Here is a 22268-nt window from a genome sequence, read left to right as displayed (position 1 = left end):
AGACAGTAATGACAGACATCAAGACCATTGAGGGCGATTTCACCGACTGCCGCGGCGATTACGCGCTGGTGGTGGGTCGCTTCAACGGGTTCGTGGTCGAGAGCCTGGTGGAGGCGGCCACGGATACGCTGGTCCGCCACGGCATCAGCCGGGACAGCATCACCATCTACCGTGTTCCGGGCGCCTACGAGATTCCGGTGGCGGCCCAGAAGGTGGCCCGGAGCGGGCGCCATGATGCGGTGATCGCGCTGGGCGCGGTGATCCGTGGCGGTACGCCCCATTTTGAATACGTGGCCGGCGAGAGTTCCTCCGGTGTGGGCAGTGTGAGTCTGGATACCGGCCTGCCGGTTATCTTCGGCGTGCTGACCCTGGACACCATCGAGCAGGCCATTGAGCGTGCCGGTACCAAGGCCGGCAACAAGGGTGCCGACGCCGCCATGACGGCGCTGGAAATGGTCAGCCTTTTCCGGAGGATTGACGCGCAATGAGTGAAGGCGGTCAGCCAGAGAACAACCAGGGTAAGTCACGCCCGGCGGATCGCCGCAAGGCGCGCTCGCTGGCGCTTCAGGCCCTGTACCAGCGCCACTTCTCCGACAGCCCGATCAGCCAGATCGAGGCGGAGTTCGTGACCGACAACGACATGGAGAAGATCGACGGCGCCTACTTCCGGGAGCTGCTGCAGGGTGTGGATCGTTCCCGTAGTGATCTGGACCGTCAGTTCGAGCCCCTTCTGGACCGTCCGGTCAGCGAGCTCGATCCCATTGAGCTGGCCATACTGCGCATTGGCACCTTCGAGCTGATCAACCGCATCGATGTGCCCTACCGTGTGGTGGTCAACGAAGGCATTGAGCTGGCCAAGCGCTTCGGTGGCACCGACGGCCATAAGTACATCAACGGCATACTGGATCGCCTCAGCCCGCGTTTGCGCCCGGCGGAAACACGCTCACGGCGGGCCTGAGCCCAGCCGGTTCCACCATGGACGAATTCAGCCTGATTGACCGGTTCTGGAAGCCCCTGGGCGACGCGGTCACCCGCAGCGAGGTGATTGAGGGCATCGGTAATGACGGCGCCGTTGTACGCTGCCCGCCGGGCCAGGATCAGGTGATGACCATGGATACCCTGGTTGAGGGCGTCCACTTTCCTCCCGGCATGCCGCCCCACGCCCTTGGCTGGCGTGCTCTGGCCGTCAACCTCAGCGATCTTGCCGCCATGGGCGCTGAACCTCTCTGCTTTACCCTCTCGGTAACACTGCCGGAAGCCAGTGAATCCTGGCTGGCCGCGTTCGCGGACGGCATGAAGGCACTGGCAGTGCGCGAGAACATCCAGCTGGTGGGTGGGGATACCACGCGTGGTCCACTGAGCATCACGGTCCAGGCCCAGGGGCTGCTGCCGGCCGGATCAGCTGTGCGCCGGGGGAATGCCCGGCCCGGGGACCGGATCTGTGTCAGTGGCAGCCTGGGGGAGGCCGGTGAGGCGCTCAACTGGCTGGAAGCCACGGATACGTCGGCGCCGGCCGTGAACACCATGCTTCAGCGGTACCGGTACCCCGAACCCCGGCTGGCACTGGGGCAGTGGCTGCGTGAGGCCGGTGCCGCCGCCGTGGACGTGAGTGATGGCCTGCTGGCGGATCTCGGGCATCTTCTGGTTGACCGGGGTGCCCGCCTGGACTGGCAGGCATTGCCGGTTTCAGATGATCTGGTTTCCCTGCGCGGTCTGGATGGAGCCCGGCGGCTGGCCGCCACGGCCGGGGATGACTATGAGCTGCTGTTCGTCTGGCCGGGCGATGCGCCGGCTCCCTCGGGGCCGCGGGACACCGTGCTGCCACTCACCGTGATCGGGACCGTGACGGAAGACGCCGGCGTGACGCTTTCCGGCCCTGATGGCAGTATCCAGCTGGAAGAGCAGGGCTATACCCATTTCGGAGGTCAGCACCATGACTGAGACGGCCATCAACCCACGTGCACTGCTGCGGGACCCCGGCCACTGTCTGGCGCTGGGACTGGGCTCTGGATGCATCCGAAAGGCGCCCGGAACCTGGGGAACGCTGGCAGGTCTGCTGCTCTATTCGCTGATTGCCTGGATGCCCTGGCCGGTCTACGTGGGGGTTCTGGTGCTGACCTTCGTGGCCGGGGTCTATCTATGCGAGCGCACGGCCCGAGCGCTGGGCGTGCATGACCATCCCGCCATCGTATGGGATGAATTCGTGGGGATCTGGCTGGCACTGGCGCTGCAGCCGACCGCGCTGGTCTGGCTGCTGTTCGCCTTCGTGACCTTCCGCTTCTTCGACATCATCAAGCCCTGGCCCATTGGCTGGCTGGACCGTCGTGCCCCGGGCGGGATGGGCATCATGGTCGACGACGTGGTGGCCGGTGCCTATGCCCTGGTGCTGATGGCGCTGCTCCAGTGGGGATTCTGACGCGCCGCTTCAGTGCCGGGTCTCTGCCTGCTGTTCCGGGAGCATCTGGACGACACTCAGGAACCGGCGCAGTCCCACCTCGGCACGCTCTCGGGTGGCGTAGGGGCCGCTGTCGAAGCCTTCCCGGGTGGTGAAGTACCAGCGGTTGCCGACGCAGAAAAAACGGCTGCTGCGGAACGGGATGGGGGTGCGCTCTTCACCCGCCCTTGGTTTCGGCTCCATGGTTGCCCCCTTCAGTACCATGTGGTTTTCGTTGTTTTCGGCCGCTTCTTTCCGGGTACTCACTGATCACCCCTTTCCGCCAGTATAGACAGATTTAAACCTGATTTGACAATCCGTCACGAATTGACACCCATAGTCCGGGTGCAGGTTGCATTCTGTAACCGGGTTGTGATTGGGAGGAGCGCCTTCAGTTTACCGCGGATTTGTCCGTTCCGGCCATAACATTGGCCTCAATTGCCTCAACGGCGGTTTCGATCAGTTCTGCGAGCTGTTCACCGTCCGATACCAGGTCCGGGCAGGTGGTGAGATTGACGTGGATGGCGCCCGCGTAGCTCTGTGCCAGAATAGCCAGGCCGGCACCGTGGAAAAGGGGCGCCGAGTTGACCTGGTGCACCAAACGCGCGCCCCTGAGGTAGAGGGGAACCTGGGGCCCGGGGACATTGGTGATGGGCAGGTTGAACACTGGTTGATAGTGCTGGGCCAGATGGAATTCGCTGTAGAGCCTTGTGGAGAGGGCCACCAGCGTGGAGGGCAGACGCTCGGTCAGCCGGTCTGCGGCAATGGCTTCCCGGTAGTTCTCGGAGGTGCGGGTGTTGTCGCGGATGAGCGCGACCCGGCGGGCAGGGTCCGGTTCCCCGGTGGCGAGATTCACCAGCATGGCTGACATCTGATTGCCGGTGGGCTGGCGCAGGCTGCGCGAGCGCACCGAAACCGGGGTCAGCGCTACGAGGCTCTCATCCGGTTCTATGCCGTGGCCTGCCATGTAGCGTTTCAGCGCCTCAGCGCAGATGCCGAGCACCAGGTCATTGAGACTGATATCCGGTCCGATGGCGGCCTTGAGCGTCTTCAGCCGTGCCAGATCAATGGAGGTGCTGTGCAGCCGTCGGCGTTGCGTGAGATTACGGTTGAAGGGGGTACGTGGAGCGCCCAGAAGCGCAGTCGTGTTACGCAGGCGGCCAATGGGACGCTCCATGAAATCCCGCAGCGCGGCCATGATGGTTGACTGGGTCAGGCTCATGAACTGGAAGGGCTTGCGCAGCAGGTTCAGAGACGCGCGGGTCAGCAGCTGTTCCGGGCGTGGCGCGGGCTCCGGCCGCCATTCCGGGGGGTGAGCCCGGGTCGCGGTGTCCGGCGTGTATTCCAGCAGCATGCCCATGACTTCCTCGCCACTGAAGGCATCGACGGCGGCGTGGTGGACACGGACAACCAGCGCGAAGCCGTCTGTCGGCAGCAGGGTATCCGGACCGAAGCCCTCCACCCAGGTTACATGCCAGAGCGGGCGTGTGCGCGGCAGCGGGGTTGCGAGCCGTTCCTCGGCCAGGGCCATGAGGGTGGTGTAATCGCCACCCGCCAGGTTCACCGACTCGAGGTGACGGTTGATGTCGAATTCAGGGTCATCGATCCAGTAGGGGCGGTCCAGGTTGAAGGGCAGGTGCATCAGCTTCTGCCGGAAGAACGCGGCCAGGTGCAGTCGCTGGCTCAGGTAGTCCCGGAAGTCGTCGAACGTCAGTGCCTTTTCACGCTCCGCGGCATCGAAAACGTAGAGGCCACCGATGTGCATGGGAGTGGTCTCGGACTCAAGGAAGAGAAAGGAGGCGTCCAGTTCGTTCAGCTGATGCATCAGGGAAGTCCGCTCTGCTCCGCGATGGGTGATGTCCGTTTCAGGCCGGGTCGAGCCAGGGACCGAAGTAGTCCGGCCGGGAGAGATGCTCCCAGAACCAGTTGATGGCCTTGCCCTGGTCGCCGCGCCGGCGGGCCATGCAAAGTATCACTGGCGGCCGCTTTGTGGCTACGTCCAGAGCCACCAGCTCTCCGGACGCCAGGGCCGCTTCCACCTGCGGGCGGGGCAGCCAGCCAACGCCCATGCCGGCCTTCTGGGCCTCGATCTTGTGGGCCATGCTGGAGACCGTCAGTGTGCGTTGCCGGGCAAATATGCCTGCGGACCCCGCCGGCAGCTGGCGCGAACTGTCCGCCGCGACGACCGCCGGCCATGCGCTCAGGGTCTCTTCGGAGAGTGGGCCTGTTTCAACCGCCAGGGGGTGATGGTGGGCGACGGCATAGACAAAGGGTACCTGGCCGATATCCCGGTGCTCGAAATTCCCTGGGGGCTGGATTTCGCTGGTCGCCCCGGCAATGAGATCCGCTCGGCCGGTGTGGAGGGCATCCCAGGGGCCGTTGAAGACTTCATCGAGCAGGTGAATTTCTACTGGAACCTCGAGGTCGTTGAATGCACTGATCGCCGGGAATAGAGCTGACACCGGAAGTAGTGCATTCACTGCAATCCTCACGCTCGCCTCCCAGCCCTCGGCCACGCGCCGGGTCGTGCGCGCCAGGGTGTTGGCGGCTTCCAGCAGCTGCCGGCCCTCCTCCAGCAGGTAGTGGCCGGCATTGGTCAGCGTTGCCCGGTGGCCTGAACGGTCAAACAGCAGCACATCCAGGTCTTCCTCCAGCTTGTGCACCGTATAGCTGATGGCGGAGGGCACCCGGTGCATCTCCTCGGCGGCAGCGGCGAAGCTGCCCTTGCGGGCGATGGCGTCGAGGACGCGCAGGGCGTCAATGGTGATCGGAAATGCCATGGTCAGAAAAACTGAAAGGGTTGGCCAGATTTCATCGGTTGTTGTGAACGCCAGTCTAACGCAATCTGCAGCTCAACGTAGTCATTCCGTGAAAGTTTCTGAGAGGAGTAAGTGCTATGGGGCTGCTGATCAACGGGGAGTGGCACGACCAGTGGTACGACACCGCCAAGAGTGGGGGTGCCTTTGTGCGAGAGAGCGCCCAGTTCCGTAACTGGGTAACAGCGGACGGCAGTGCCGGGCCCACAGGTGAGGCCGGCTTTGCCGCCGAGCCGGGGCGCTATCATCTCTATGTGGCGCTGGCCTGCCCATGGGCGCACCGCACGCTGGTTTTCCGTAAGCTGAAGGGGCTGGAGGACATGATTCCGGTGTCCATCGTGCATCCGGACATGCTGGAAAACGGCTGGGAGTTCGGGCCGGATGACCCGTTCCACCGCGATCATGAGAACGGCGCGCACTTCATGCACGAGATCTACACCCGGGATACGCCGGATTACACCGGCCGGGTCACGATTCCGTGCCTGTGGGACACGCACCGGAAGCGGATCGTGAGCAACGAATCCGCCGACCTGATCCGGATGTTCAACAGTGCCTTTGACGGCCAGGGCGCCCGGGCCTTGGATTTCCATCCGGAGTCGCTGCGGGGTGACATCGAGGCCGTGAACGAGCGGGTCTACAACAGCGTCAACAACGGCGTCTACCGGGCCGGCTTCGCCACCGCCCAGGACAAGTACGAGCAGGCGTTCACGGAGGTCTTTGATGCCCTTGACTGGCTCGACGGACTGCTGGCCGAGCAGCGCTACCTGGTGGGCAACCGCCTGACGGAGGCGGACTGGCGCCTGTTCACCACCCTGGTGCGTTTTGACGCGGTCTATTACAGCCACTTCAAGTGCAACCGCCAGCAGCTGCGCGACTTCCCGAACCTGCAGGGCTACCTGAAGGATCTGTACCAGATCCCGGGTGTCTCGGAGACGGTGAACATCGACCAGATCAAGCGTCATTACTACCGCAGCCAGAGGACCATCAACCCGACACAGATCGTGCCGGCAGGGCCGACGCTGGAGCTGGAAGGGCCGCACGGGCGGAGCCATCTCGGCCCTGATTTTCCGGAGGCTTGCGCTAAAGGCTCAGTCTGAGCGCTGAACCGACAGGTCGACCAGATAGTAGAGCGCTTGGCGGTGCGGGGAATCGGGTAGGGCCGTCAGGCATTGCCGGGCTTGTTCCACTTCCTCGGCGGCGCGCCGGCGGCAGTACCCGATGGCGCCGCTGTTGTGGACGGCTTCCAGCACCGGACCCAGCTGGTCCGGCCCGCCATTGCGGATCGCCTGGCGTACCGTGGCGGCATCATCGGCACCGCCCTGGGCCATGGCATGGATGAGCGGCAGGGTGGTCTTGCCTTCGGCCAGGTCGTCGCCCACGTTCTTGCCCATGGTCTCGGCGTTGCCCTCGTAATCCAGCACATCATCGACGATCTGGAACGCCATGCCCAGGTGCTGGCCGAAATCGCGCAGGGCGGTTTCCGTGGTCGCATCGGTTTCCGCCAGGACAGCGGCGGAATGGGAGGCGGCCTGGAATAGCATGGCGGTCTTGCTGTGGATGACGTTGCGGTAGTCCGCCTCGGAAAGATCCGGGTTGCGGACATTGGTCAGCTGCAGCACCTCGCCCTCGGCGATCACACCAGTGGCCTCTGATAGCAGGTCCATCACCCGCATGTTGCCGAGGCTCACCATCATCTGGAAGGCGCGGGCGTAGAGGAAGTCACCCACCAGCACGCTGGGGGCATTGCCCCATCGGGCATTGGCGGTTTCCCGGCCGCGGCGCAGTTCGGAGGTGTCCACCACGTCATCGTGCAGCAGGGTGGCGGTGTGAAGGAACTCGATCACCGCCGCCAGGGTGGCCTGTCGCTGCCCGCCGTTACCCAGCGCGCCGGCGCTGAGCAGTACCAGCAGGGGGCGCAGGCGCTTGCCGCCGCTGTCCACAATGTAGTGGCCGATGTGCTCGACCAGCGGCACGCGGGAGTTCAGCTGTTCGTGGATCTGCGCGTTGACGCGTTCGAAGTCGTCCCGGACCGGGGCGTAGATAGCATCCAGACTCATAAGGCATTCGGCAGTTGGTCGGGCAGCGCCCCAGCGGCTGCCGGGACATGCAGGAGCCGTAGATTATGGGGCGTGCCGGGGGCTGTCAACTTGAACGGTCAGCTTCCCGCCCCGGTTACCAGCGCCAGCAGGGTGTAGCCGACCACGGCAATGCCGCCGGCCACGAAGGTCAGCGGGATCTGGGTGCGCACGTGGTCCATCAGGTCCGCGCCCGTGGCCAGTGAGGACAGTACCGTGGTATCCGATATGGGTGAGCACTGGTCGCCGAAGACGGCACCTCCGATCACGGCGCTGAAGCAGAGCGTTACAAAGAATGGCTCGGGCGCGATATGCCAGGCCAGGGGCATGGCAATGGGGATCATGACCGCGTAGGTGCCCCAGGACGTACCGGTTGCAAAGGCGATGACCAGGCATAGGCCGAACAGCAGTGCCGGCATCAGTGCAGCGGGTATGCTGTCGCCGACGGCGGAAACCAGGAAGTCGGCGGTGCCCACAGCGTCGGTCACGTCCTTGAGCGATACGGCCAGCCCCAGGATGATGGCGCCGATGGTGACGCCCTTGCAGCCATCCACAAAGCCGCTCATGACTTCGTCAAAGGGCATGCCCTTGATCAGCGCGATCACAATGGCGGTTACCACGGCAAGAATGAAGGCCTCGGCCACCAGCAGAAGCGGATCCTGGTTGCCGCCCGTCCAGCCGAGCAGGAAGTAGGTTACGAAGTAGGGAATAATGGCCACGCCCAGCAGGACCCCGATGGGCGCCAGAAAGTCGATCAGCCCGGTGCGGTAGCCTTCCGGAACACGGTTATCGGTCAGCTCCCGGGAGGTCAGCGGGCTGGCGCCGTCGCGGTCGAGCTTGCCGGTTTCCCGCGCCCGGCTCATGGCTTCGCGCATCCGTCTTCCGGGCGGGAACGGCAGCCGGTCCAGTGCGAAGAGCAGCGTGATCAGTAGGGCGGCAATGGCGTAGAAATTGTAGGGCAGGGCCTGGAAGAAGAACTGGATGCCGTCCTCGCTGCTTTCGAACAGAGGAATGGTGCCGGCCAGAAGGCCGCCCACATAGATGGGCCAGACGTTGAATGGGATCAGGGTGGCCGCGGGCGAGGCCGTTGAGTCCGTAATGTAGGACAGTTCTTCATGGGAAACGCGGTGTTTGTCCGCCAGTGGCCGCGCCGTGGTGCCGGTCAGCACGGTGGAAATGGTGCCGCCCTGGTGGAAGACGAGCCCCATGACCCAGGTGAACAGGCGGGCGCTGACCGGGCCACGGACCATCCGCTCCCCGGCCCATCCGGCGAAACGGGCGGCACCGCCGGTGCGGGTCCAGATCCCGATGAGCCCGCCCAGGGCCCAGAGATAGACCAGGAGGATCAGGGCGTAGCTCTCTGTGCCAATAGAGGGGATCAGGAAGGCGTCAATGACGTTCACCTGCCCGGCAATAAGCCCACCTGCGATGATGCCGATGGCCAGGGCGCTGATGACCTCGCGCAGCCAGAAGGCGAGCAGGATTGCGAGCGCGGGCGGCACCAGGGACCAGAATCCGAAGTGCTCCGCGTCGCCCGGGTACGACTGGCCCACGAGGTAGAGGCCGGTACCGCCCAGTGCGATTCCGGCAAGAGCGGCGATCACGCGTCGATTGGGCCCCGTGGCCGGGGTGGCGTCAGGATGCTTTCCAGTCATTATTGGCTTCTCCCTGTTTCTGGCGGCTGCCTGACAGGAGGATAACGCAGCCGGAGGATAACCACGAGTGTGGTAGTGCTTGTCTCCGGGGCCGGTTTTCTCTATAATCCGCAGCCCTGCAACTCATCCCAACACCTGCCGCTCCCTGCTATAGGGTCGCCAGAGCGCTTCCCTTAGAACCAGGTCAAAGAGCAGGGATGGGTCATCGACGGAGAAGACGCATGTACGCAGTGTTTGTCAGCGGTGGTAAGCAGCACCGCGTTCGCGAAGGCGAAAAGATCAAGCTCGAGAAGATCGAGACCGAAACCGGCGGTACGGTTGAATTCGACCGTGTTCTGCTGGCGGGCGAAGGGGACGATGTGAAGATCGGCACCCCGGACCTGGAAGGCGCGAAAGTGACCGGCGAAGTGGTCAGCCACGGTCGTCACGACAAGATCCAGATCATCAAGTTCCGCCGCCGCAAGCACTCCATGAAGCAGATGGGGCACCGGCAGTGGTACACTGAAGTCAAGATTACCGGTATCAAGGCTTAAGGGGGCAGCATGGCTCACAAAAAGGCAGCAGGTAGTACCAAGAACGGACGCGATTCCGAGTCGAAACGACTGGGTGTGAAGGCGTTCGGTGGCCAGGCAGTGCAGCCCGGCAGCATTATTGTTCGCCAGCGTGGCTCCAGCTTCCACCCCGGCGCGGGTGTGGGCATTGGCAAGGACTTCACCCTGTTCGCCCTGGACGAGGGCGTGGTGCGGTTCGATGTGAAGGGGCCCCGTAACCGCAAGTATGTGAGCGTCGAATCCGCGGGTTGAACCGCGCTTCCGGACGCTGAACAACCCCGTGCCGACGTGCTGTCCGCTGCTGGCTGAGCCAGTGGTGGTCGCCGACCCGGTACGGGGTTTTTTGATTCGAGGCATTCCATGCAGTTCGTAGACGAAGTCTCCATCGTGGTCCAGGCCGGAAAGGGCGGTAATGGTTGCCTGAGCTTCCGCCGTGAAAAGTTCGTGCCCAAGGGTGGGCCGGACGGGGGCGACGGTGGTGACGGCGGCTCCGTTCTCCTGCGGGCACACGGCGACCTCAACACCCTTGCGGATTACCGGTACCAGCGCAAGTTCCGCGCGGGTACCGGTGAGGATGGCCGTGGTAGCAACTGCTCCGGCCGCAAGGGCGAAGACCGGGTTCTGGATGTGCCGGTGGGCACGACCGTGGTGGACTGCGATACGGACGAGATCCTGGGCGATCTGACCGAGGCGGGGCAGACCCTGCTGGTGGCTCAGGGCGGCTTCCATGGCCTCGGTAATACCCGCTACAAGTCGAGCGTGAACCGCGCGCCGCGCCAGACCACTTCCGGCTCGCCCGGCGAGGCCCGGGAGATCCGCCTGGAGATGAAGGTGCTGGCGGATGTGGGGCTGGTCGGTCTGCCCAATGCCGGCAAGTCCACGCTGATCCGCGCCATGTCCGCGGCCAAGCCAAGGGTTGCGGATTACCCCTTCACCACCCTGGTGCCCAATCTGGGTGTGGTCTCCGTGGCCGCGCACCAGAGTTTTGTGGTGGCGGATATTCCGGGGCTGATCGAGGGTGCTTCCGAGGGCGCTGGCCTGGGGATCCGCTTTCTGCGTCACCTGGTGCGCACCCGGTTGCTGCTGCATGTGGTTGACCCGATGCCCTGGGATGATGCGGATCCAGTGGATTCCGTCCATACCATCACCCATGAACTGGAGCGCTTCAGTCCCGCACTGGCCGAGCGTGAGCGCTGGCTGGTCATCAACAAGTCGGATTCCCTGCCGGATGCCGAGGAGGAAGTGGAGCGCATGCGCAATGCGCTGGACTGGCAGGGGCCGGTTTTCCTGGTTTCCGCCCTCAGTGGTGACGGGATCCAGGCTCTCTCCCAGGCGATCATGCGCTGGCTTGAGGAGCGCGACGAGCGTGAACGGGATGATCCGGAGTTCGCGCGGGCCGAGGCGGAGCTGCGCGAGCGCGTGGATGAGCAAGCCAGGGAGCATATCCAGTCGCTGCGTGGACCCCGGCAGGATGACGACGACGATGATGACGACGAGGACGATGATCACGATGTCGAGGTGGTCTACGCGCGCTGAGGCTGCGCGCCATGACTGAGCGCCAGCGTCTTGTTAGCGCCCGGCGGCTGGTGGTGAAGATCGGCAGTGCCCTGCTGACCGATGACGGCCGTGGCCTTTCCCGGGAAACCCTGACCCAGTGGGTCGACCAGCTGATGGCTTGGCGGCGCGCCGGGGTGGAGATTGTCCTGGTATCTTCCGGGGCCGTGGCTGAGGGTATGAGCCGGCTGGGCTGGAAACAGCGCCCAGAGCATGTGCATGAGCTCCAGGCAGCCGCCGCCGTGGGCCAGATGGGGCTGGTGCAGGCCTGGGAGGCCCAGTTCCAGCGCCATGGAACGCACACTGCCCAGGTCCTTCTGACCCATGATGACCTATCCGACCGCAAGCGCTACCTCAACGCCCGCAGCACCCTGAGAACGCTGCTCCCCATGGGGGTGGTCCCCATCGTTAATGAGAACGATACCGTGGTCACGGATGAGATCCGCTTCGGCGATAACGACACGCTCGGTGCCCTGGTGGCCAACCTGGTGGAGGCCGATGGCCTGATCGTCCTGACCGACCAGGCAGGTCTCTACGACAGCGACCCGCGCAGCAACCCGGCGGCGGCCCTGATCCCGGAGGCTCGCGCCAGTGATAGCCGATTGGACGCGATGGTGGCCGGCGGTGGGCGTGGTGCGCTTGGCAGCGGTGGCATGGCCACCAAGGTGCGCGCCGCGCGGCTGGCCGCACGTTCTGGCGCCTTCACCCTGATCGTGGGCGGCCGGATGGAGCGCGTTCTGGAGCGCATCCGGTCCGATGAGGAGGTCGGGACGCTGCTGATTCCGGACCAGGAACGGCTGGATGCGCGCAAGCAGTGGATTGCCGGTCACCTGCGGACCCGGGGTCGGCTGGTTCTGGATGACGGTGCGGTTCGGGTGCTGCGGGAAGGCGGTCGGAGTCTGTTACCCGTGGGGGTGCGTCGTGTTGAAGGTGGCTTTCGGCGTGGTGAGATGGTGTCCTGTGTGGACGGGAGTGGCCGTGAGGTCGCCCGTGGGCTGGTCAGCTATGATGCGGCCGAGGCTCGGGAGCTGGTGGGCTGCCCCAGCGAGCAGATCGCCGAGCGCCTGGGTTACCTTCAGGAGGAGGAGCTGGTACACCGGGACAACATGGTTCTGGTGTAAATCGGCTTTCCCTCCTCCTGAAACAGACAGACCCCGCCGGAGCGGGGTCTGCTGTGGACGGCAACCCGGTGCCGATCAGGCGGACTGAAGCGCCTTGATGCGGGCGTTGAGGCGGCTCTTGTGGCGGGCCACCTTGTTCTTGGCGAAGATGCCCTTGTTCACACTGCTGTCGAGCACGGGTTCCATCTCACGGAACGCTTCCCGTGCACCTTCCGCGTTGCCCTTGTTCAGCTCGGTCTCGACCTTCTTGATGAAGGTGCGCGCGCGTGAGCGCTGGCCAGCGTTGTGCTTGCGCTGGATCTCGTTGAGGCGGGCACGCTTTCTTGCTTGCGGAGAGTTAGCCACCGTTTGACTCCTCGAATTCGGGTTACCAATGGGTCTGAAATGACGCGGAATAATGCCGCGAAGAAGGCCCTTTGTCAAGGCTAGGCCGATGCTGCTGTCGTCATCCAGTGGGCGGGGGTGGTAGTATCCGGCGTTTTCACCCGGGATCGCCAGGCATGACTCAGGAGCCGCAGACAGAGCCAGCACCGCAGAGTGATGACGCGCCGCCGGCCGGTCGCTCCCGTGGCCTGCTTGGATCTTCGGGCATCTTCGCTGTCTTCACCATGTTTTCCCGGATCCTGGGGCTGGCCCGGGATATCGTGATCGCGCGCTACTTTGGGGCCGGCCCGGATGCGGACGCCTTCTTCGTGGCGTTCAAGATTCCCAATTTCCTGCGCCGGCTTTTCGGTGAGGGGGCCTTCAACCAGGCCTTCGTGCCGGTACTCTCGGAATACCGCCAGAAGTACGACACCCGGGCCGTGCACTCGCTGGTGAACACCGTGGCAGGCTCGCTCGGGTTCGTGCTGCTGGTGCTCTCGGTGCTGGCGGTGCTCGGCTCCCCCTGGATTACGGCGGCGTTTGCCCCCGGCTTTATTGGGGATGAGGCCCGTTACCCGCTGGCCGTTGAGATGCTGCGCATCACCTTCCCCTACCTGATGCTGATCTCGCTCACGGCCTTCTGCAGCAGCACGCTGAACAGTTATGACATCTTCGGGGTCCAGGCGTTCACGCCCGTAATCCTGAACCTGAGCATGATTGCCTGCGCCATCTGGTTGACGCCCTATATGGAGGAGCCGGTGCTGGCGCTGGCCTGGGGTGTGCTGATTGCTGGTGTGCTGCAGCTGCTGTTCCAGCTGCCGTTCCTGGCCCGGCTGAACCTGCTGCCACGGCCGAGGATCGACTACCGGCACGAGGGCGTGATCCAGATCATGAAGCTGATGGCGCCGGCGCTGTTCGGGGTCTCGGTCAGTCAGATCAACCTCCTTCTGGATACCATACTGGCTTCCATGCTCGAGACCGGCAGCGTCTCCTGGCTGTACTACTCGGATCGGCTCTCGGAGCTGCCGCTGGGAATTTTCGGGGTGGCGATCGGAACGGTGATTCTTCCGAATCTCTCCCGCAAGCACGCGAACGAATCCATGGAGGCGTTTTCGCGGACGCTGGACTGGGCCCTCAGGAGTGTGCTGCTGCTGGGCATCCCGGCGGGGCTGGCGCTGTGCCTGCTGGCTGAGCCGTTGATTGCGACGCTCTTCCATTACGGCGAGACGACCGGGCGCGATGTGTTTATGTCCGCCCAGAGCCTGCGGGCCTACGCGCTGGCGCTGATCGCGTTCATGCTGGTGAAGGTGCTGGCACCGGGCTTTTTCTCCCGTCAGGACATGAGGACACCCGTGCGGATTGCGGTCATCGCGATGACGTCGAACATGGTTTTCAATCTCATCCTGATCTGGCCCCTGGCCCATGCCGGACTGGCGCTGGCAACGGCGCTTTCCGCCTGGATGAACGGCAGCCTGCTGCTTCGGGGGCTTTACCGCGAGGGCGTCTTCCGCCCCCAGCCGGGTTGGGGGCGCTTCGCGCTGCAGTTGCTGGCGGCCAATGTGGTCATGGGCGGGCTGCTGTTTGTGTTCTCGCCGGCTGCCGCCGATTGGCTGGATTTTGATCTGCTCACCCGCATGGGCATGACGGTGGCCCTGGTGGCCGGCGGTGCCCTGGCGTACTTTGCGGTACTCCTCCTGTGCGGGGTTCGGCTGCGGCACTTCCGTATGCATTGAGGTCTGTTGCAACGGCGGGCATTGGGCCCGGTCCCGCCATTGCGGTATAATTCGCGGTCCCCGAAAATCAGGAGGAGCCCCGCATGCGGCTGATCAGAGGGCTGCACAATCTCAAGCGCTGGGCGGAACGCAGTGACAACCCCCTTGCGAACGGGTGTGTCGCCACCATAGGCAACTTCGACGGCATCCATCGTGGTCATCAGGTGATCATTGACCAGGTGCGGGACCGGGCCCATCAACTGGGCGTTCCCTCGGTGGTGATGGTGTTCGAGCCCCAACCGCGGGAGTTCTTCGGCGGGGCGGATGCGCCGCCGCGGCTGATGCGCTTCCGGGAGAAAGTGGAGATGCTGCTCTCCCATGATGTGGATATTGTGGTCTGCCTGCAGTTCCGCTCCCGGCTGCGCAATCTTTCCGCCATGGACTTCATCGAGCAGGTCCTGATGGAAGGGCTGAATGTGCAGCACCTGGTGGTGGGTGATGACTTCCGCTTCGGCTGTGACCGCAAGGGGGACTTTCGGCTTTTGCAGCAGGTCGGCGCTGAGCGGGGTTTTGCAGTGGAGCACACCCAGACCATCCGGGTGGGAGGCGAGCGCATCAGTTCCACCCGCCTGCGCCAGGCCCTGGGCGAGAACCGGCTGGCGGACGCCAGCGAGCTGCTGGGCCGCCCCTACGCCATTACCGGTAGGGTGGTCTATGGCAAGGCTTTGGGGCGCGAGCTGGGCGTTCCGACCGCCAACATCCTGCTCAGCGGGCGCAAGCCGCCGCTGCGTGGCGTCTATGCGGTGGCGGTTGAGATGCCGAACGAGCACATTGAGCGCGGGTTGGCCAATATCGGCATGCGCCCCACGGTCAACGGGCAGTACCCGTCGCTGGAGGTGCACCTGCTGGATTTCTCCGCCAACCTTTACGGTCGGCGTTTGCGGGTGACCTTCCTTTACCATCTGCGGGACGAAGTCAAGTTCGATTCCGTGGAAGAGCTCGAAAAGCGCATTCACGAGGACATCAACCAGGGGCGTGACTGGCTGGCGACCAACCGCCCGGTACCGACCAATGTGGAACGCTGACCGAAACGACAGACTCCGGGAACCTTCATGAGCGATTACAAAGACACGCTGAACCTGCCGAAGACGGACTTCCCCATGCGCGGAAACCTGTCCAAGCGCGAGCCCGAGATGCTCGAGCGCTGGAACCGTCTGGACCTCTACGGCACGCTGCGCCAGCGCCGCGCGGGCGCCGAGCGCTTCGTGCTGCACGATGGCCCGCCCTACGCCAACGGCAGCATCCACATTGGTCATGCGGTCAACAAGATCCTCAAGGACATGGTGGTCAAGTCCCGTAACCTCATGGGCTACGACGCGCCCTATGTGCCGGGCTGGGACTGCCACGGCCTGCCCATCGAGCACAAGGTGGAGCAGGACATCGGCAAGGCGGGCGACAAGGTGGACTACAAGACCTTCCGCCAGGCCTGCCGCGATTACGCCGCCGAACAGCTCGACAACCAGCGTCAGGACTTCATCCGACTGGGTGTTCTGGGGGACTGGTATAACCCCTACCTGACCATGGATTCCAAGGTCGAGGCGGACATCGTCCGCTCCCTGGGCCGCATCATCGAGAACGGTCACCTGGAACGGGGCTTCAAGCCGGTCTACTGGAGCGTGGTCGGGCAGTCCGCGCTGGCGGAGGCTGAGGTGGAGTACCAGGAGAAGACATCCATCCAGATCGACGTGCGCTTCCCGGCGGTTGCGCCGGAGAAGATGACCGGCGCCTTCGGTGAGAGCGGGCCGGATGCGCCTGTGTCACTGGTGATCTGGACCACCACGCCCTGGACCATTCCGGCCAACCAGGCGGTGGCCGTCAATGAGGAACTGGAGTACAGCCTGATTCGCGCCGATGCCGGCCGGGGCACCGAATACCTGGTCGTGGCCGAGGAGCTGCGCGAGACGGTCACCGAGCGCTGGAACCTGCAGAACGCCGAGGTTGTGGCACGCTGCCGTGGCTCGGCGTTGACCGGCCTGATGCTGAATCACCCGCTTTATGAGCGCGAGGTTCCCGTACTCCTGGGGCATCACGTCTCCACGGACGCGGGTACCGGCCTGGTGCACACCGCCCCGGACCACGGGCCGGACGACTTTGAGATCGGTCGTGCCAATGGCATCGGTACGCTGAACCTGGTGAAGGCGGACGGCACTTACGCCGAAGCGGCCGGCGAGTTCGCGGGCATCCACATCTACAAGGCGGATACCCCGGTCTGCGAGGCGCTGGAACGTGAGGGCTGCCTGCTGTTCCAGGAGTCCTTCAAGCACAGCTACCCGCACTGCTGGCGGACCAAGACACCGCTCATCTACCGCGCCACGCCCCAGTGGTTCATCAGCATGGACCGCAATGGGCTTAAGAAGGGCGCTCTTGAGGCGATTCCCGGTGTTCGCTGGATTCCCTCCTGGGGGCAGCAGCGGATCGAGGGCATGATCGAGCAGTCCCCGGACTGGTGCATCTCGCGCCAGCGCACCTGGGGTGTGCCGATCACGCTCTTCGTTCATAAGGACACCTACGAGCTGCACCCGCGCACGCCGGAGCTGATCGAGGCGGCGGCCAGGGCCATCGAGAAGGACGGCATCGACGCCTGGTACGAGCTGGATGAGCGTGAGCTGCTCGGCAATGACGCGGACACCTACGAGAAGGTGACGGACACACTGGACGTCTGGTTCGACTCCGGCGTGACCCACGCGTCCGTGCTGGACCGGCGCGAGGATCTCAACCGGTATCCCGCGGATCTCTATCTGGAAGGCTCGGACCAGCATCGCGGCTGGTTCCAGTCCTCCCTGAAGACCGGTATCGCGATCAAGAAGATGGCGCCCTACAAGGAGGTGCTGACACACGGCTTCACCGTGGACGAAAAGGGCTACAAGATGTCCAAGTCCATGGGCAACGTGATCGCACCCCAGAAGGTGATGGATGAGCTGGGCGCGGATATTCTGCGCCTCTGGGTCGCAGCCACCGACTACAGCGCCGAGATGTCCGTCTCCCAGGACATCCTCAAGCGCACGGCGGACGCCTATCGCCGCATCCGCAATACCTCGCGCTTCTTGCTGGCGAACCTGGATGGGTTCGACCCGGCCACGAACAGCGTGGCCTTCGATGACATGGTGGCGCTGGACCGCTGGATGGTGGACCGGGCGCGGCGCCTGCAAGACGAGGTGATCGACGCCTACAACCGATACAGCTTCCTGCAGGTGTACCAGAAGGTGCACAACTTCTGCATCCTGGACCTGGGTGGGTTCTATCTGGACATCATTAAGGACCGCCAGTACACCACCCAGCCGGATAGCCTCGAGCGCCGATCCTGCCAGACCGCGCTCTACCACGTGGCCGAGGCGCTTTCCCGCTGGATCGCGCCCATCCTGACGTTTACGGCGGATGAGATCTGGCAGCACATTCCGGGTGAGCGGGACGAGAGCGTTCACTGGGCAACCTGGCACGAGGGCCTGGAGGCACTGCCGACAGATGCGCCCATCAAGCAGGATGAGTGGGACACGCTGATCGACGTGCGCAGCGCCGTGAACAAGCAGCTGGAGGCGGCGCGCAACGAGGGCACCATCAAGGGCTCGCTGAGTGGTGAGGTCACCCTTTACGCCGACGGCGCCCTGAAGGAACTGCTGGAACGGCTGGGCGATGAGCTGCGCTTCGTGATGATCACCTCCGAAGCGCGAGTTGCGCCGCTGGCTGAGGCAGGTCAGGCGCCGGAGACAGAGGTTGAAGGGCTGAAGGTGGCGGTGGCCACCGCGGGCCACACCAAGTGCGAACGCTGCTGGCACCATCGCCCCGATGTAGGCGAGAACAGCGACTACCCGGACCTGTGCGGTCGCTGCGTCACCAACATCAGCGGTGACGGGGAAACCCGGCGGTTTGCGTAACGGTATGCTGACACCACTGGCCCGTAACGGGCTCATCATCGCGGCCTTCATCGTGATCGCGGACCTGACCACCAAGGCGGCCGCCACGGCCATGCTGGATTACGGCGAGGCCAACGTGGTGCTGCCGTTCTTCAACCTGACGCTGCTGCACAACACCGGCGCGGCCTTCAGCTTCCTTTCGGAGGGCTCCGGTTGGCAGCGCTGGCTGTTCATCACGCTCGCGGTGGTGATCTCCGGGGTGCTGGTGGTCTGGCTGACGCGCCTCAAGCACCACGAGACCTGGCTCGGCATTGCGCTGGCCTTTGTGCTCGGCGGCGCCGTGGGCAATCTCTATGACCGGGTGGTGCATGGCTACGTGGTGGACTTCTTCCACTTCCACTGGGCCGGCTACCACTTCCCCGCCTTTAATGTGGCGGACAGTTTCATTACCGTTGGCGCCATCATGTTGCTGCTGGACCTGTTCATGGGCAGCGGGCAGGGCGACGACGTACCGGATAAGGGCAACAGGCAATGAGCGTAATCGGACCGGACAGCCGGGTGACACTCCACTTCGCGCTGCGGCTGGAGGACGGCTCGGATGTGGATTCCACCTTCGAGAAGGACCCGGCCACGCTGACCGTGGGCGACGGCAACCTGCCGGAAGCGTTCGAGCGTCTGCTGCACGGGCTTAAGGCTGGAGATCGCCAGAGCTTCTCGGTACCGCCCGAGGACGCTTTCGGCCAGCCCAACCCGAACAACGTCCAGACCTTCAAGCGCCGGGAGTTCAGCCCGGAGCTGCCGCTGGAGGAGGGCATGGTGCTCTCCTTCGCGGACGCGGCCAAGGCCGAAGTGCCGGGTGTTATCAAGTCGTTTGATGATGATACCGTTGAGGTAGACTTTAACCATCCACTTTCGGGCAAGACGCTTGAGTTCGAGGTCTCGATTGTGGATGTCCAGTAAGCAGCGGGAACCATGACCATGCAGATCAAGCTCGCCAACCCCCGTGGATTCTGTGCCGGCGTCGACCGCGCCATCGAGATCGTCAATCGCGCGCTCGATGTCTACGGCGCCCCCATCTACGTCCGGCACGAAGTGGTACACAACAAGTTCGTGGTGGACAACCTGCGCGAGCGCGGCGCCGTGTTCGTGGACGAGCTCCACCAGGTGCCCGACGACGCCTGGGTGATCTTCAGCGCCCACGGTGTTTCACAGGCGGTGCAGCAGGAGGCGAAGGACCGCGGTCTTCAGGTCTTCGACGCCACCTGCCCACTGGTCACCAAAGTGCACATGGAGGTCATGACCTACAGTCGTGAGGGTCGCGAGTGCATCCTCATCGGCCACGCCGGTCACCCCGAGGTGGAAGGCACCATGGGCCAGTACGACCGCAGCAACGGCGGGGACATCTACCTGGTGGAAAGCGAGGCGGATGTTGAGAAGCTTGAGGTGAAGAACCCGGAGAAACTGGCGTTCGTGACCCAGACGACTCTCTCCATGGACGACACCGCCCGCGTCATCGATGCCCTCCAGACCCGCTTCCCGGCCATCCAGGGCCCGCGCAAGGACGACATCTGCTACGCCACCCAGAACCGCCAGGACGCGGTGAAAATGCTCGCTGCCGAGTGTGACCTGATGCTGGTGGTGGGCTCGCCCAACAGCTCCAACTCCAACCGCCTGCGTGAGCTGGCCGAACGCATGGGCACCCCCGGCTACCTGATCGACGCCGCCGACCAGATCGACGCTTCATGGCTCGAGAACGTGAGTGCTGTGGGCGTCACCGCTGGTGCGTCCGCTCCCGAGGTGCTGGTTGAAGAAGTCGTGGCCCGCCTGCGCGAGTTCGGCGGCGAGACTCCCGACGAGCTCGATGGCGAGCAGGAGAACGTGGTCTTCAGTATGCCCAAGGCTCTGCGGATCCCCGCTAAGGAGGTGGAAGCCTGAGAGCAGCCTCCCAGAAGCTTACTGTGCACGGGTTTTCAAACTGTAACGCTCGGAGACACTGTTTCCGGGCGTTTTTTGTGGATTGTGCTAATCTCAGCACAATAGCGGCTTGTAGCTGCGTCAAACGATTTTACTGGAAAGATATGAGAGGGAATCCTATGCCTTTTTGGACGAAACGGCTCCTGGTCCTGTGTTTGTCTCTGTTATTGGTTGCGTGTGGAACCGATGAAGAGAGTGGTGAAAATGCTGGCGAGCCGGATGATAATCCGGATGGCACCGCTGAAGTGGCGAGCCTGGATCTTCTTCTGGAGGGAAACTCGCTGGATGCTGCAGGTGAAAACAGTATAACCGCGCTTGCGGTTGCAAGAGATTCGAATAACCGAGCGATATCCGGGGCGGACGTAACATTTTCGACTGAAGATGGTGGGCTTCTGATAGAAGCTTCGGACTCGGTGACGAACGAGCAGGGTAGCGCCGAGGCGACCGTCAGCAACCGCTTCGATCCGAATACTCGCCAGACTCAGATTACTGCGCTCATCGAGGGCACGGATATCTCCGACACCATCAATCTGGAGGTAGAGGGCGGTAGCATCAATGTCAGTGGACCGACCAACCTCACGCTCAATGACAGTGGAACCTATACTGTGACAGTCAGGGATTCTGAAGACTCTTCCGGTGAACCTGTTAGTGGTATTGAGGTGAACGTTAGCTCAGAGAATGATAACGGCCTTAACGTCGAGTCTGCGACTACGGATAACGAAGGGCAGGTTAATTTTGAACTATCTGCTGACGTTGCTGGCACGGATACCTTGACCATTTCCACGCTGGGAACTCAAACAGAAGAAGTGATCCAGGTCTCTTCTGACGACATTGATTTTATTTCCCCTCAGAATGACCAGCTTAATATTACGGATACGCATACTTTTACAGCGCAATGGATAAGCGGCGGCAATGCCGTTGACGGCAAAAGCTTATCCTTCACCACCAGTCGAGGGGAAATAACGACCGATAGTACGCCTACAGTGACGGGTGGCAGGGCTTCTGTTGATATTGAATCATCTAATACCGGTTCCGCCACAATAGTCGCACGGAATGATGAGGAGAGAGTTTCAGCCTCTAAAGCTATTCGTTTTGTCTCTGATCAACCGGACTCAATTTCGGTCCAAGCATCACCCAGCGCAATCGCGCCAAATCAGGACTCAACGGCCAACCGAAGTGTCATTACCGCAACGGTGCGCGATGAGAATGGCAATGTTGTTTCTGGTGAAACTGTGGACTTTACCATTGTTGAGGGACCCGGGAGTCTTGCGGATGATGGTATAGCTGATACTGATCAATCCGGGAGCGCATCGGTTGAATATATTGCTAGTGAGTTTGCAACCCAGTTTGAAGGGGTAACCATTCGGGCCCAAGTTGATGCTAACTCTACCATCAACACCAGTGTGCCCTTGACGGTAGCGGATTCAAGTTTCATTACGGTGGGCTCAGGAGGAAACATTGTCGAAGAAGGTCAGGAGCGCTATAGGGTTCCCCACACCATCCAGGTCACCAAGTCCGACGGCTCTCCTGCTGCAAATACAGATGTCAGCCTTGAGCTTCAAACCACAGAAGTAATCGTTGGGGATGATTGGTCTTTTGATAACAATGAAGAGGTTTGGGTAGCACCGGCTAATACAACCACGTGTACAATTGGAACCGACATTGATGAGTCCTTTGGCACCGCTACAGTCGTGGCGGCTGACGATACCGAAACAACAGACAACTCTGGCTCGGTTCAGGTGACTACAAATGACCAGGGGTACGCGGATATCGCTGTACTGTATCCTAGAAATCACGCTTTCTGGAGCCGTATTGAACTGGTGGGAAGTGCAGATGTTGGCAGTGAGTATAGGTCCAGGGCTTCTCTGAGTTTTCGTCTTCCTTTCCCAGCAGATGTTCTTGAAGACACGGCTGCTCCTCCTTTTGTAACGTCACCGTTTAATGATGATTACGATACGAGCTGTAATGAGCTCTGAGAAAGTGTGATAAAACGGCTGTGACAGCATTTATCTTTGTCCTGGTTCCGGGTGGAGATCGCCTCCATCCGGGGTCACAAAATATCACACTGTCATTCATCGATTCCTGGCAGTGACTCATCTCCT

At 62.8% G+C, this 22268-nt stretch carries 22 protein-coding genes; 16 read left to right on the top strand and 6 right to left on the bottom strand.

Annotated elements, in window-relative coordinates:
* The first annotated feature begins 8 nt into the window (after positions 1–8).
* Genes ribH through H4I92_RS02725 form a run of 4 tightly spaced genes read left to right on the top strand, consistent with a single transcriptional unit; the run spans position 9 to position 2416 of the window.
* Positions 9–488, top strand: a complete 480-nt coding sequence (gene ribH / locus H4I92_RS02740) for a 6,7-dimethyl-8-ribityllumazine synthase (protein WP_077529131.1) — start codon at positions 9–11, stop codon at positions 486–488.
* A complete protein-coding gene (gene nusB / locus H4I92_RS02735; RefSeq protein WP_077529130.1) occupies positions 485–958 on the top strand; it encodes a transcription antitermination factor NusB in 474 nt (157 codons plus the stop codon). The genes ribH and nusB overlap by 4 nt, the downstream gene beginning before the upstream one ends.
* Positions 959–975: 17 nt before the next feature.
* Positions 976–1941 (top strand): thiamine-phosphate kinase, encoded by a 966-nt coding sequence (gene thiL / locus H4I92_RS02730; RefSeq protein ID WP_077529129.1) that lies wholly within the window; start codon positions 976–978, stop codon positions 1939–1941.
* Complete coding sequence (locus H4I92_RS02725) at positions 1934–2416, top strand: phosphatidylglycerophosphatase A family protein (protein WP_077529128.1); 483 nt, start codon at positions 1934–1936, stop codon at positions 2414–2416. Before thiL ends, H4I92_RS02725 begins: the two co-directional genes overlap by 8 nt.
* Before the next feature lie 9 nt (positions 2417–2425).
* Here H4I92_RS02725 and H4I92_RS02720 read toward each other — a convergent pair whose 3' ends face one another.
* The 3 genes from H4I92_RS02720 to H4I92_RS02710 all read right to left on the bottom strand — a co-directional run bounded on the left by H4I92_RS02720 (position 2426) and on the right by H4I92_RS02710 (position 5214).
* Positions 2426–2701 (bottom strand): DUF6316 family protein, encoded by a 276-nt coding sequence (locus tag H4I92_RS02720; RefSeq protein WP_245800837.1) that lies wholly within the window; start codon positions 2699–2701, stop codon positions 2426–2428.
* A 124-nt stretch (positions 2702–2825) separates the two neighbouring features.
* Positions 2826–4259 carry a wax ester/triacylglycerol synthase family O-acyltransferase gene (locus tag H4I92_RS02715; protein ID WP_077529127.1) on the bottom strand — a complete coding sequence of 478 codons (1434 nt, stop codon included), beginning with the start codon at positions 4257–4259 and terminating at the stop codon, positions 2826–2828.
* Positions 4260–4299: 40 nt separating this feature from the next.
* Positions 4300–5214 carry a LysR substrate-binding domain-containing protein gene (locus tag H4I92_RS02710; RefSeq protein ID WP_077529126.1) on the bottom strand — a complete coding sequence of 305 codons (915 nt, stop codon included), beginning with the start codon at positions 5212–5214 and terminating at the stop codon, positions 4300–4302.
* 116 nt (positions 5215–5330) lie between these two features.
* On the opposite strand from H4I92_RS02710, the gene H4I92_RS02705 reads away from it, so the two are divergent.
* Positions 5331–6347 (top strand): glutathione S-transferase family protein, encoded by a 1017-nt coding sequence (locus H4I92_RS02705; RefSeq protein WP_077529125.1) that lies wholly within the window; start codon positions 5331–5333, stop codon positions 6345–6347.
* Here H4I92_RS02705 and H4I92_RS02700 read toward each other — a convergent pair.
* Together H4I92_RS02700 and H4I92_RS02695 are read right to left on the bottom strand one after the other, a co-directional pair.
* Positions 6339–7307 (bottom strand): polyprenyl synthetase family protein, encoded by a 969-nt coding sequence (locus tag H4I92_RS02700; RefSeq protein ID WP_077529124.1) that lies wholly within the window; start codon positions 7305–7307, stop codon positions 6339–6341. The genes H4I92_RS02705 and H4I92_RS02700 overlap by 9 nt on opposite strands.
* A gap of 98 nt (positions 7308–7405) precedes the next feature.
* Positions 7406–8980 carry a Na+/H+ antiporter NhaC family protein gene (locus H4I92_RS02695; protein ID WP_077529123.1) on the bottom strand — a complete coding sequence of 525 codons (1575 nt, stop codon included), beginning with the start codon at positions 8978–8980 and terminating at the stop codon, positions 7406–7408.
* Positions 8981–9201: 221 nt separating this feature from the next.
* On the opposite strand from H4I92_RS02695, the gene rplU reads away from it, so the two are divergent.
* From rplU to proB, 4 genes are all read left to right on the top strand, one after another.
* Positions 9202–9513 carry a 50S ribosomal protein L21 gene (rplU, locus tag H4I92_RS02690; RefSeq protein WP_077529122.1) on the top strand — a complete coding sequence of 104 codons (312 nt, stop codon included), beginning with the start codon at positions 9202–9204 and terminating at the stop codon, positions 9511–9513.
* A gap of 9 nt (positions 9514–9522) precedes the next feature.
* Positions 9523–9783, top strand: a complete 261-nt coding sequence (gene rpmA / locus H4I92_RS02685; RefSeq protein WP_077529121.1) for a 50S ribosomal protein L27 — start codon at positions 9523–9525, stop codon at positions 9781–9783.
* Between the two features lie 108 nt (positions 9784–9891).
* Positions 9892–11067 carry a GTPase ObgE gene (gene obgE, locus H4I92_RS02680; protein ID WP_077529120.1) on the top strand — a complete coding sequence of 392 codons (1176 nt, stop codon included), beginning with the start codon at positions 9892–9894 and terminating at the stop codon, positions 11065–11067.
* 11 nt (positions 11068–11078) lie between these two features.
* Positions 11079–12206: a glutamate 5-kinase gene (gene proB, locus H4I92_RS02675; protein ID WP_077529119.1), complete on the top strand. Its 1128-nt coding sequence runs from the start codon at positions 11079–11081 to the stop codon at positions 12204–12206.
* Positions 12207–12281: 75 nt separating this feature from the next.
* Here the strand turns inward: proB and rpsT are convergent, their stop codons facing one another.
* On the bottom strand, positions 12282–12551 hold the full coding sequence (gene rpsT, locus H4I92_RS02670; RefSeq protein WP_077529118.1) for a 30S ribosomal protein S20: 270 nt from the start codon (positions 12549–12551) through the stop codon (positions 12282–12284).
* A 155-nt stretch (positions 12552–12706) separates the two neighbouring features.
* On the opposite strand from rpsT, the gene murJ reads away from it, so the two are divergent.
* The 7 genes from murJ to H4I92_RS02635 all read left to right on the top strand — a co-directional run bounded on the left by murJ (position 12707) and on the right by H4I92_RS02635 (position 22142).
* Positions 12707–14302 carry a murein biosynthesis integral membrane protein MurJ gene (gene murJ, locus H4I92_RS02665; protein ID WP_077529117.1) on the top strand — a complete coding sequence of 532 codons (1596 nt, stop codon included), beginning with the start codon at positions 12707–12709 and terminating at the stop codon, positions 14300–14302.
* An 83-nt stretch (positions 14303–14385) separates the two neighbouring features.
* Entirely contained in the window at positions 14386–15366 is a 981-nt protein-coding gene (ribF, locus tag H4I92_RS02660) for a bifunctional riboflavin kinase/FAD synthetase (protein ID WP_077529116.1), read from the top strand.
* 27 nt (positions 15367–15393) lie between these two features.
* Positions 15394–18213 carry an isoleucine--tRNA ligase gene (ileS, locus tag H4I92_RS02655; protein WP_077529115.1) on the top strand — a complete coding sequence of 940 codons (2820 nt, stop codon included), beginning with the start codon at positions 15394–15396 and terminating at the stop codon, positions 18211–18213.
* Positions 18206–18727: a signal peptidase II gene (lspA, locus tag H4I92_RS02650; RefSeq protein ID WP_338072760.1), complete on the top strand. Its 522-nt coding sequence runs from the start codon at positions 18206–18208 to the stop codon at positions 18725–18727. Before ileS ends, lspA begins: the two co-directional genes overlap by 8 nt.
* Positions 18724–19152 carry an FKBP-type peptidyl-prolyl cis-trans isomerase gene (fkpB, locus tag H4I92_RS02645; protein ID WP_077529113.1) on the top strand — a complete coding sequence of 143 codons (429 nt, stop codon included), beginning with the start codon at positions 18724–18726 and terminating at the stop codon, positions 19150–19152. Before lspA ends, fkpB begins: the two co-directional genes overlap by 4 nt.
* 18 nt (positions 19153–19170) lie before the next feature.
* A complete protein-coding gene (gene ispH / locus H4I92_RS02640) occupies positions 19171–20127 on the top strand; it encodes a 4-hydroxy-3-methylbut-2-enyl diphosphate reductase (protein WP_077529398.1) in 957 nt (318 codons plus the stop codon).
* 158 nt (positions 20128–20285) lie between these two features.
* Positions 20286–22142, top strand: coding sequence for an Ig-like domain-containing protein (locus tag H4I92_RS02635; RefSeq protein WP_179105606.1), 1857 nt, complete (start codon positions 20286–20288; stop codon positions 22140–22142).
* The last annotated feature ends 126 nt before the right edge of the window (positions 22143–22268 follow it).

It is taken from the genome of Vreelandella halophila, from assembly GCF_019903425.1.
GTDB classification, from domain to species: Bacteria; Pseudomonadota; Gammaproteobacteria; order Pseudomonadales; family Oleiphilaceae; genus Halospina; species Halospina halophila.
Note: the sequence above shows the minus strand (reverse complement) of the source record. Positions and strands in the feature narration are given on the sequence as shown.

Bases quoted from the DNA above. Each gene is read 5' to 3' on its own strand.
- H4I92_RS02725 (WP_077529128.1), top strand. From the start codon at position 1,934: ATGACTGAGACGGCCATCAACCCACGTGCACTGCTGCGGGACCCCGGC.
- rpmA (WP_077529121.1), top strand. From the start codon at position 9,523: ATGGCTCACAAAAAGGCAGCAGGTAGTACCAAGAACGGACGCGATTCC.
- ileS (WP_077529115.1), top strand. From the start codon at position 15,394: ATGAGCGATTACAAAGACACGCTGAACCTGCCGAAGACGGACTTCCCC.
- thiL (WP_077529129.1), top strand. From the start codon at position 976: ATGGACGAATTCAGCCTGATTGACCGGTTCTGGAAGCCCCTGGGCGAC.
- fkpB (WP_077529113.1), top strand. From the start codon at position 18,724: ATGAGCGTAATCGGACCGGACAGCCGGGTGACACTCCACTTCGCGCTG.
- H4I92_RS02635 (WP_179105606.1), top strand. From the start codon at position 20,286: ATGCCTTTTTGGACGAAACGGCTCCTGGTCCTGTGTTTGTCTCTGTTA.
- murJ (WP_077529117.1), top strand. From the start codon at position 12,707: ATGACTCAGGAGCCGCAGACAGAGCCAGCACCGCAGAGTGATGACGCG.
- obgE (WP_077529120.1), top strand. From the start codon at position 9,892: ATGCAGTTCGTAGACGAAGTCTCCATCGTGGTCCAGGCCGGAAAGGGC.
- ribF (WP_077529116.1), top strand. From the start codon at position 14,386: ATGCGGCTGATCAGAGGGCTGCACAATCTCAAGCGCTGGGCGGAACGC.
- proB (WP_077529119.1), top strand. From the start codon at position 11,079: ATGACTGAGCGCCAGCGTCTTGTTAGCGCCCGGCGGCTGGTGGTGAAG.
- ispH (WP_077529398.1), top strand. From the start codon at position 19,171: ATGCAGATCAAGCTCGCCAACCCCCGTGGATTCTGTGCCGGCGTCGAC.
- nusB (WP_077529130.1), top strand. From the start codon at position 485: ATGAGTGAAGGCGGTCAGCCAGAGAACAACCAGGGTAAGTCACGCCCG.
- H4I92_RS02715 (WP_077529127.1), bottom strand. From the start codon at position 4,259: ATGCATCAGCTGAACGAACTGGACGCCTCCTTTCTCTTCCTTGAGTCC.
- H4I92_RS02705 (WP_077529125.1), top strand. From the start codon at position 5,331: ATGGGGCTGCTGATCAACGGGGAGTGGCACGACCAGTGGTACGACACC.
- H4I92_RS02710 (WP_077529126.1), bottom strand. From the start codon at position 5,214: ATGGCATTTCCGATCACCATTGACGCCCTGCGCGTCCTCGACGCCATC.
- rplU (WP_077529122.1), top strand. From the start codon at position 9,202: ATGTACGCAGTGTTTGTCAGCGGTGGTAAGCAGCACCGCGTTCGCGAA.
- H4I92_RS02695 (WP_077529123.1), bottom strand. From the start codon at position 8,980: ATGACTGGAAAGCATCCTGACGCCACCCCGGCCACGGGGCCCAATCGA.
- ribH (WP_077529131.1), top strand. From the start codon at position 9: ATGACAGACATCAAGACCATTGAGGGCGATTTCACCGACTGCCGCGGC.
- H4I92_RS02700 (WP_077529124.1), bottom strand. From the start codon at position 7,307: ATGAGTCTGGATGCTATCTACGCCCCGGTCCGGGACGACTTCGAACGC.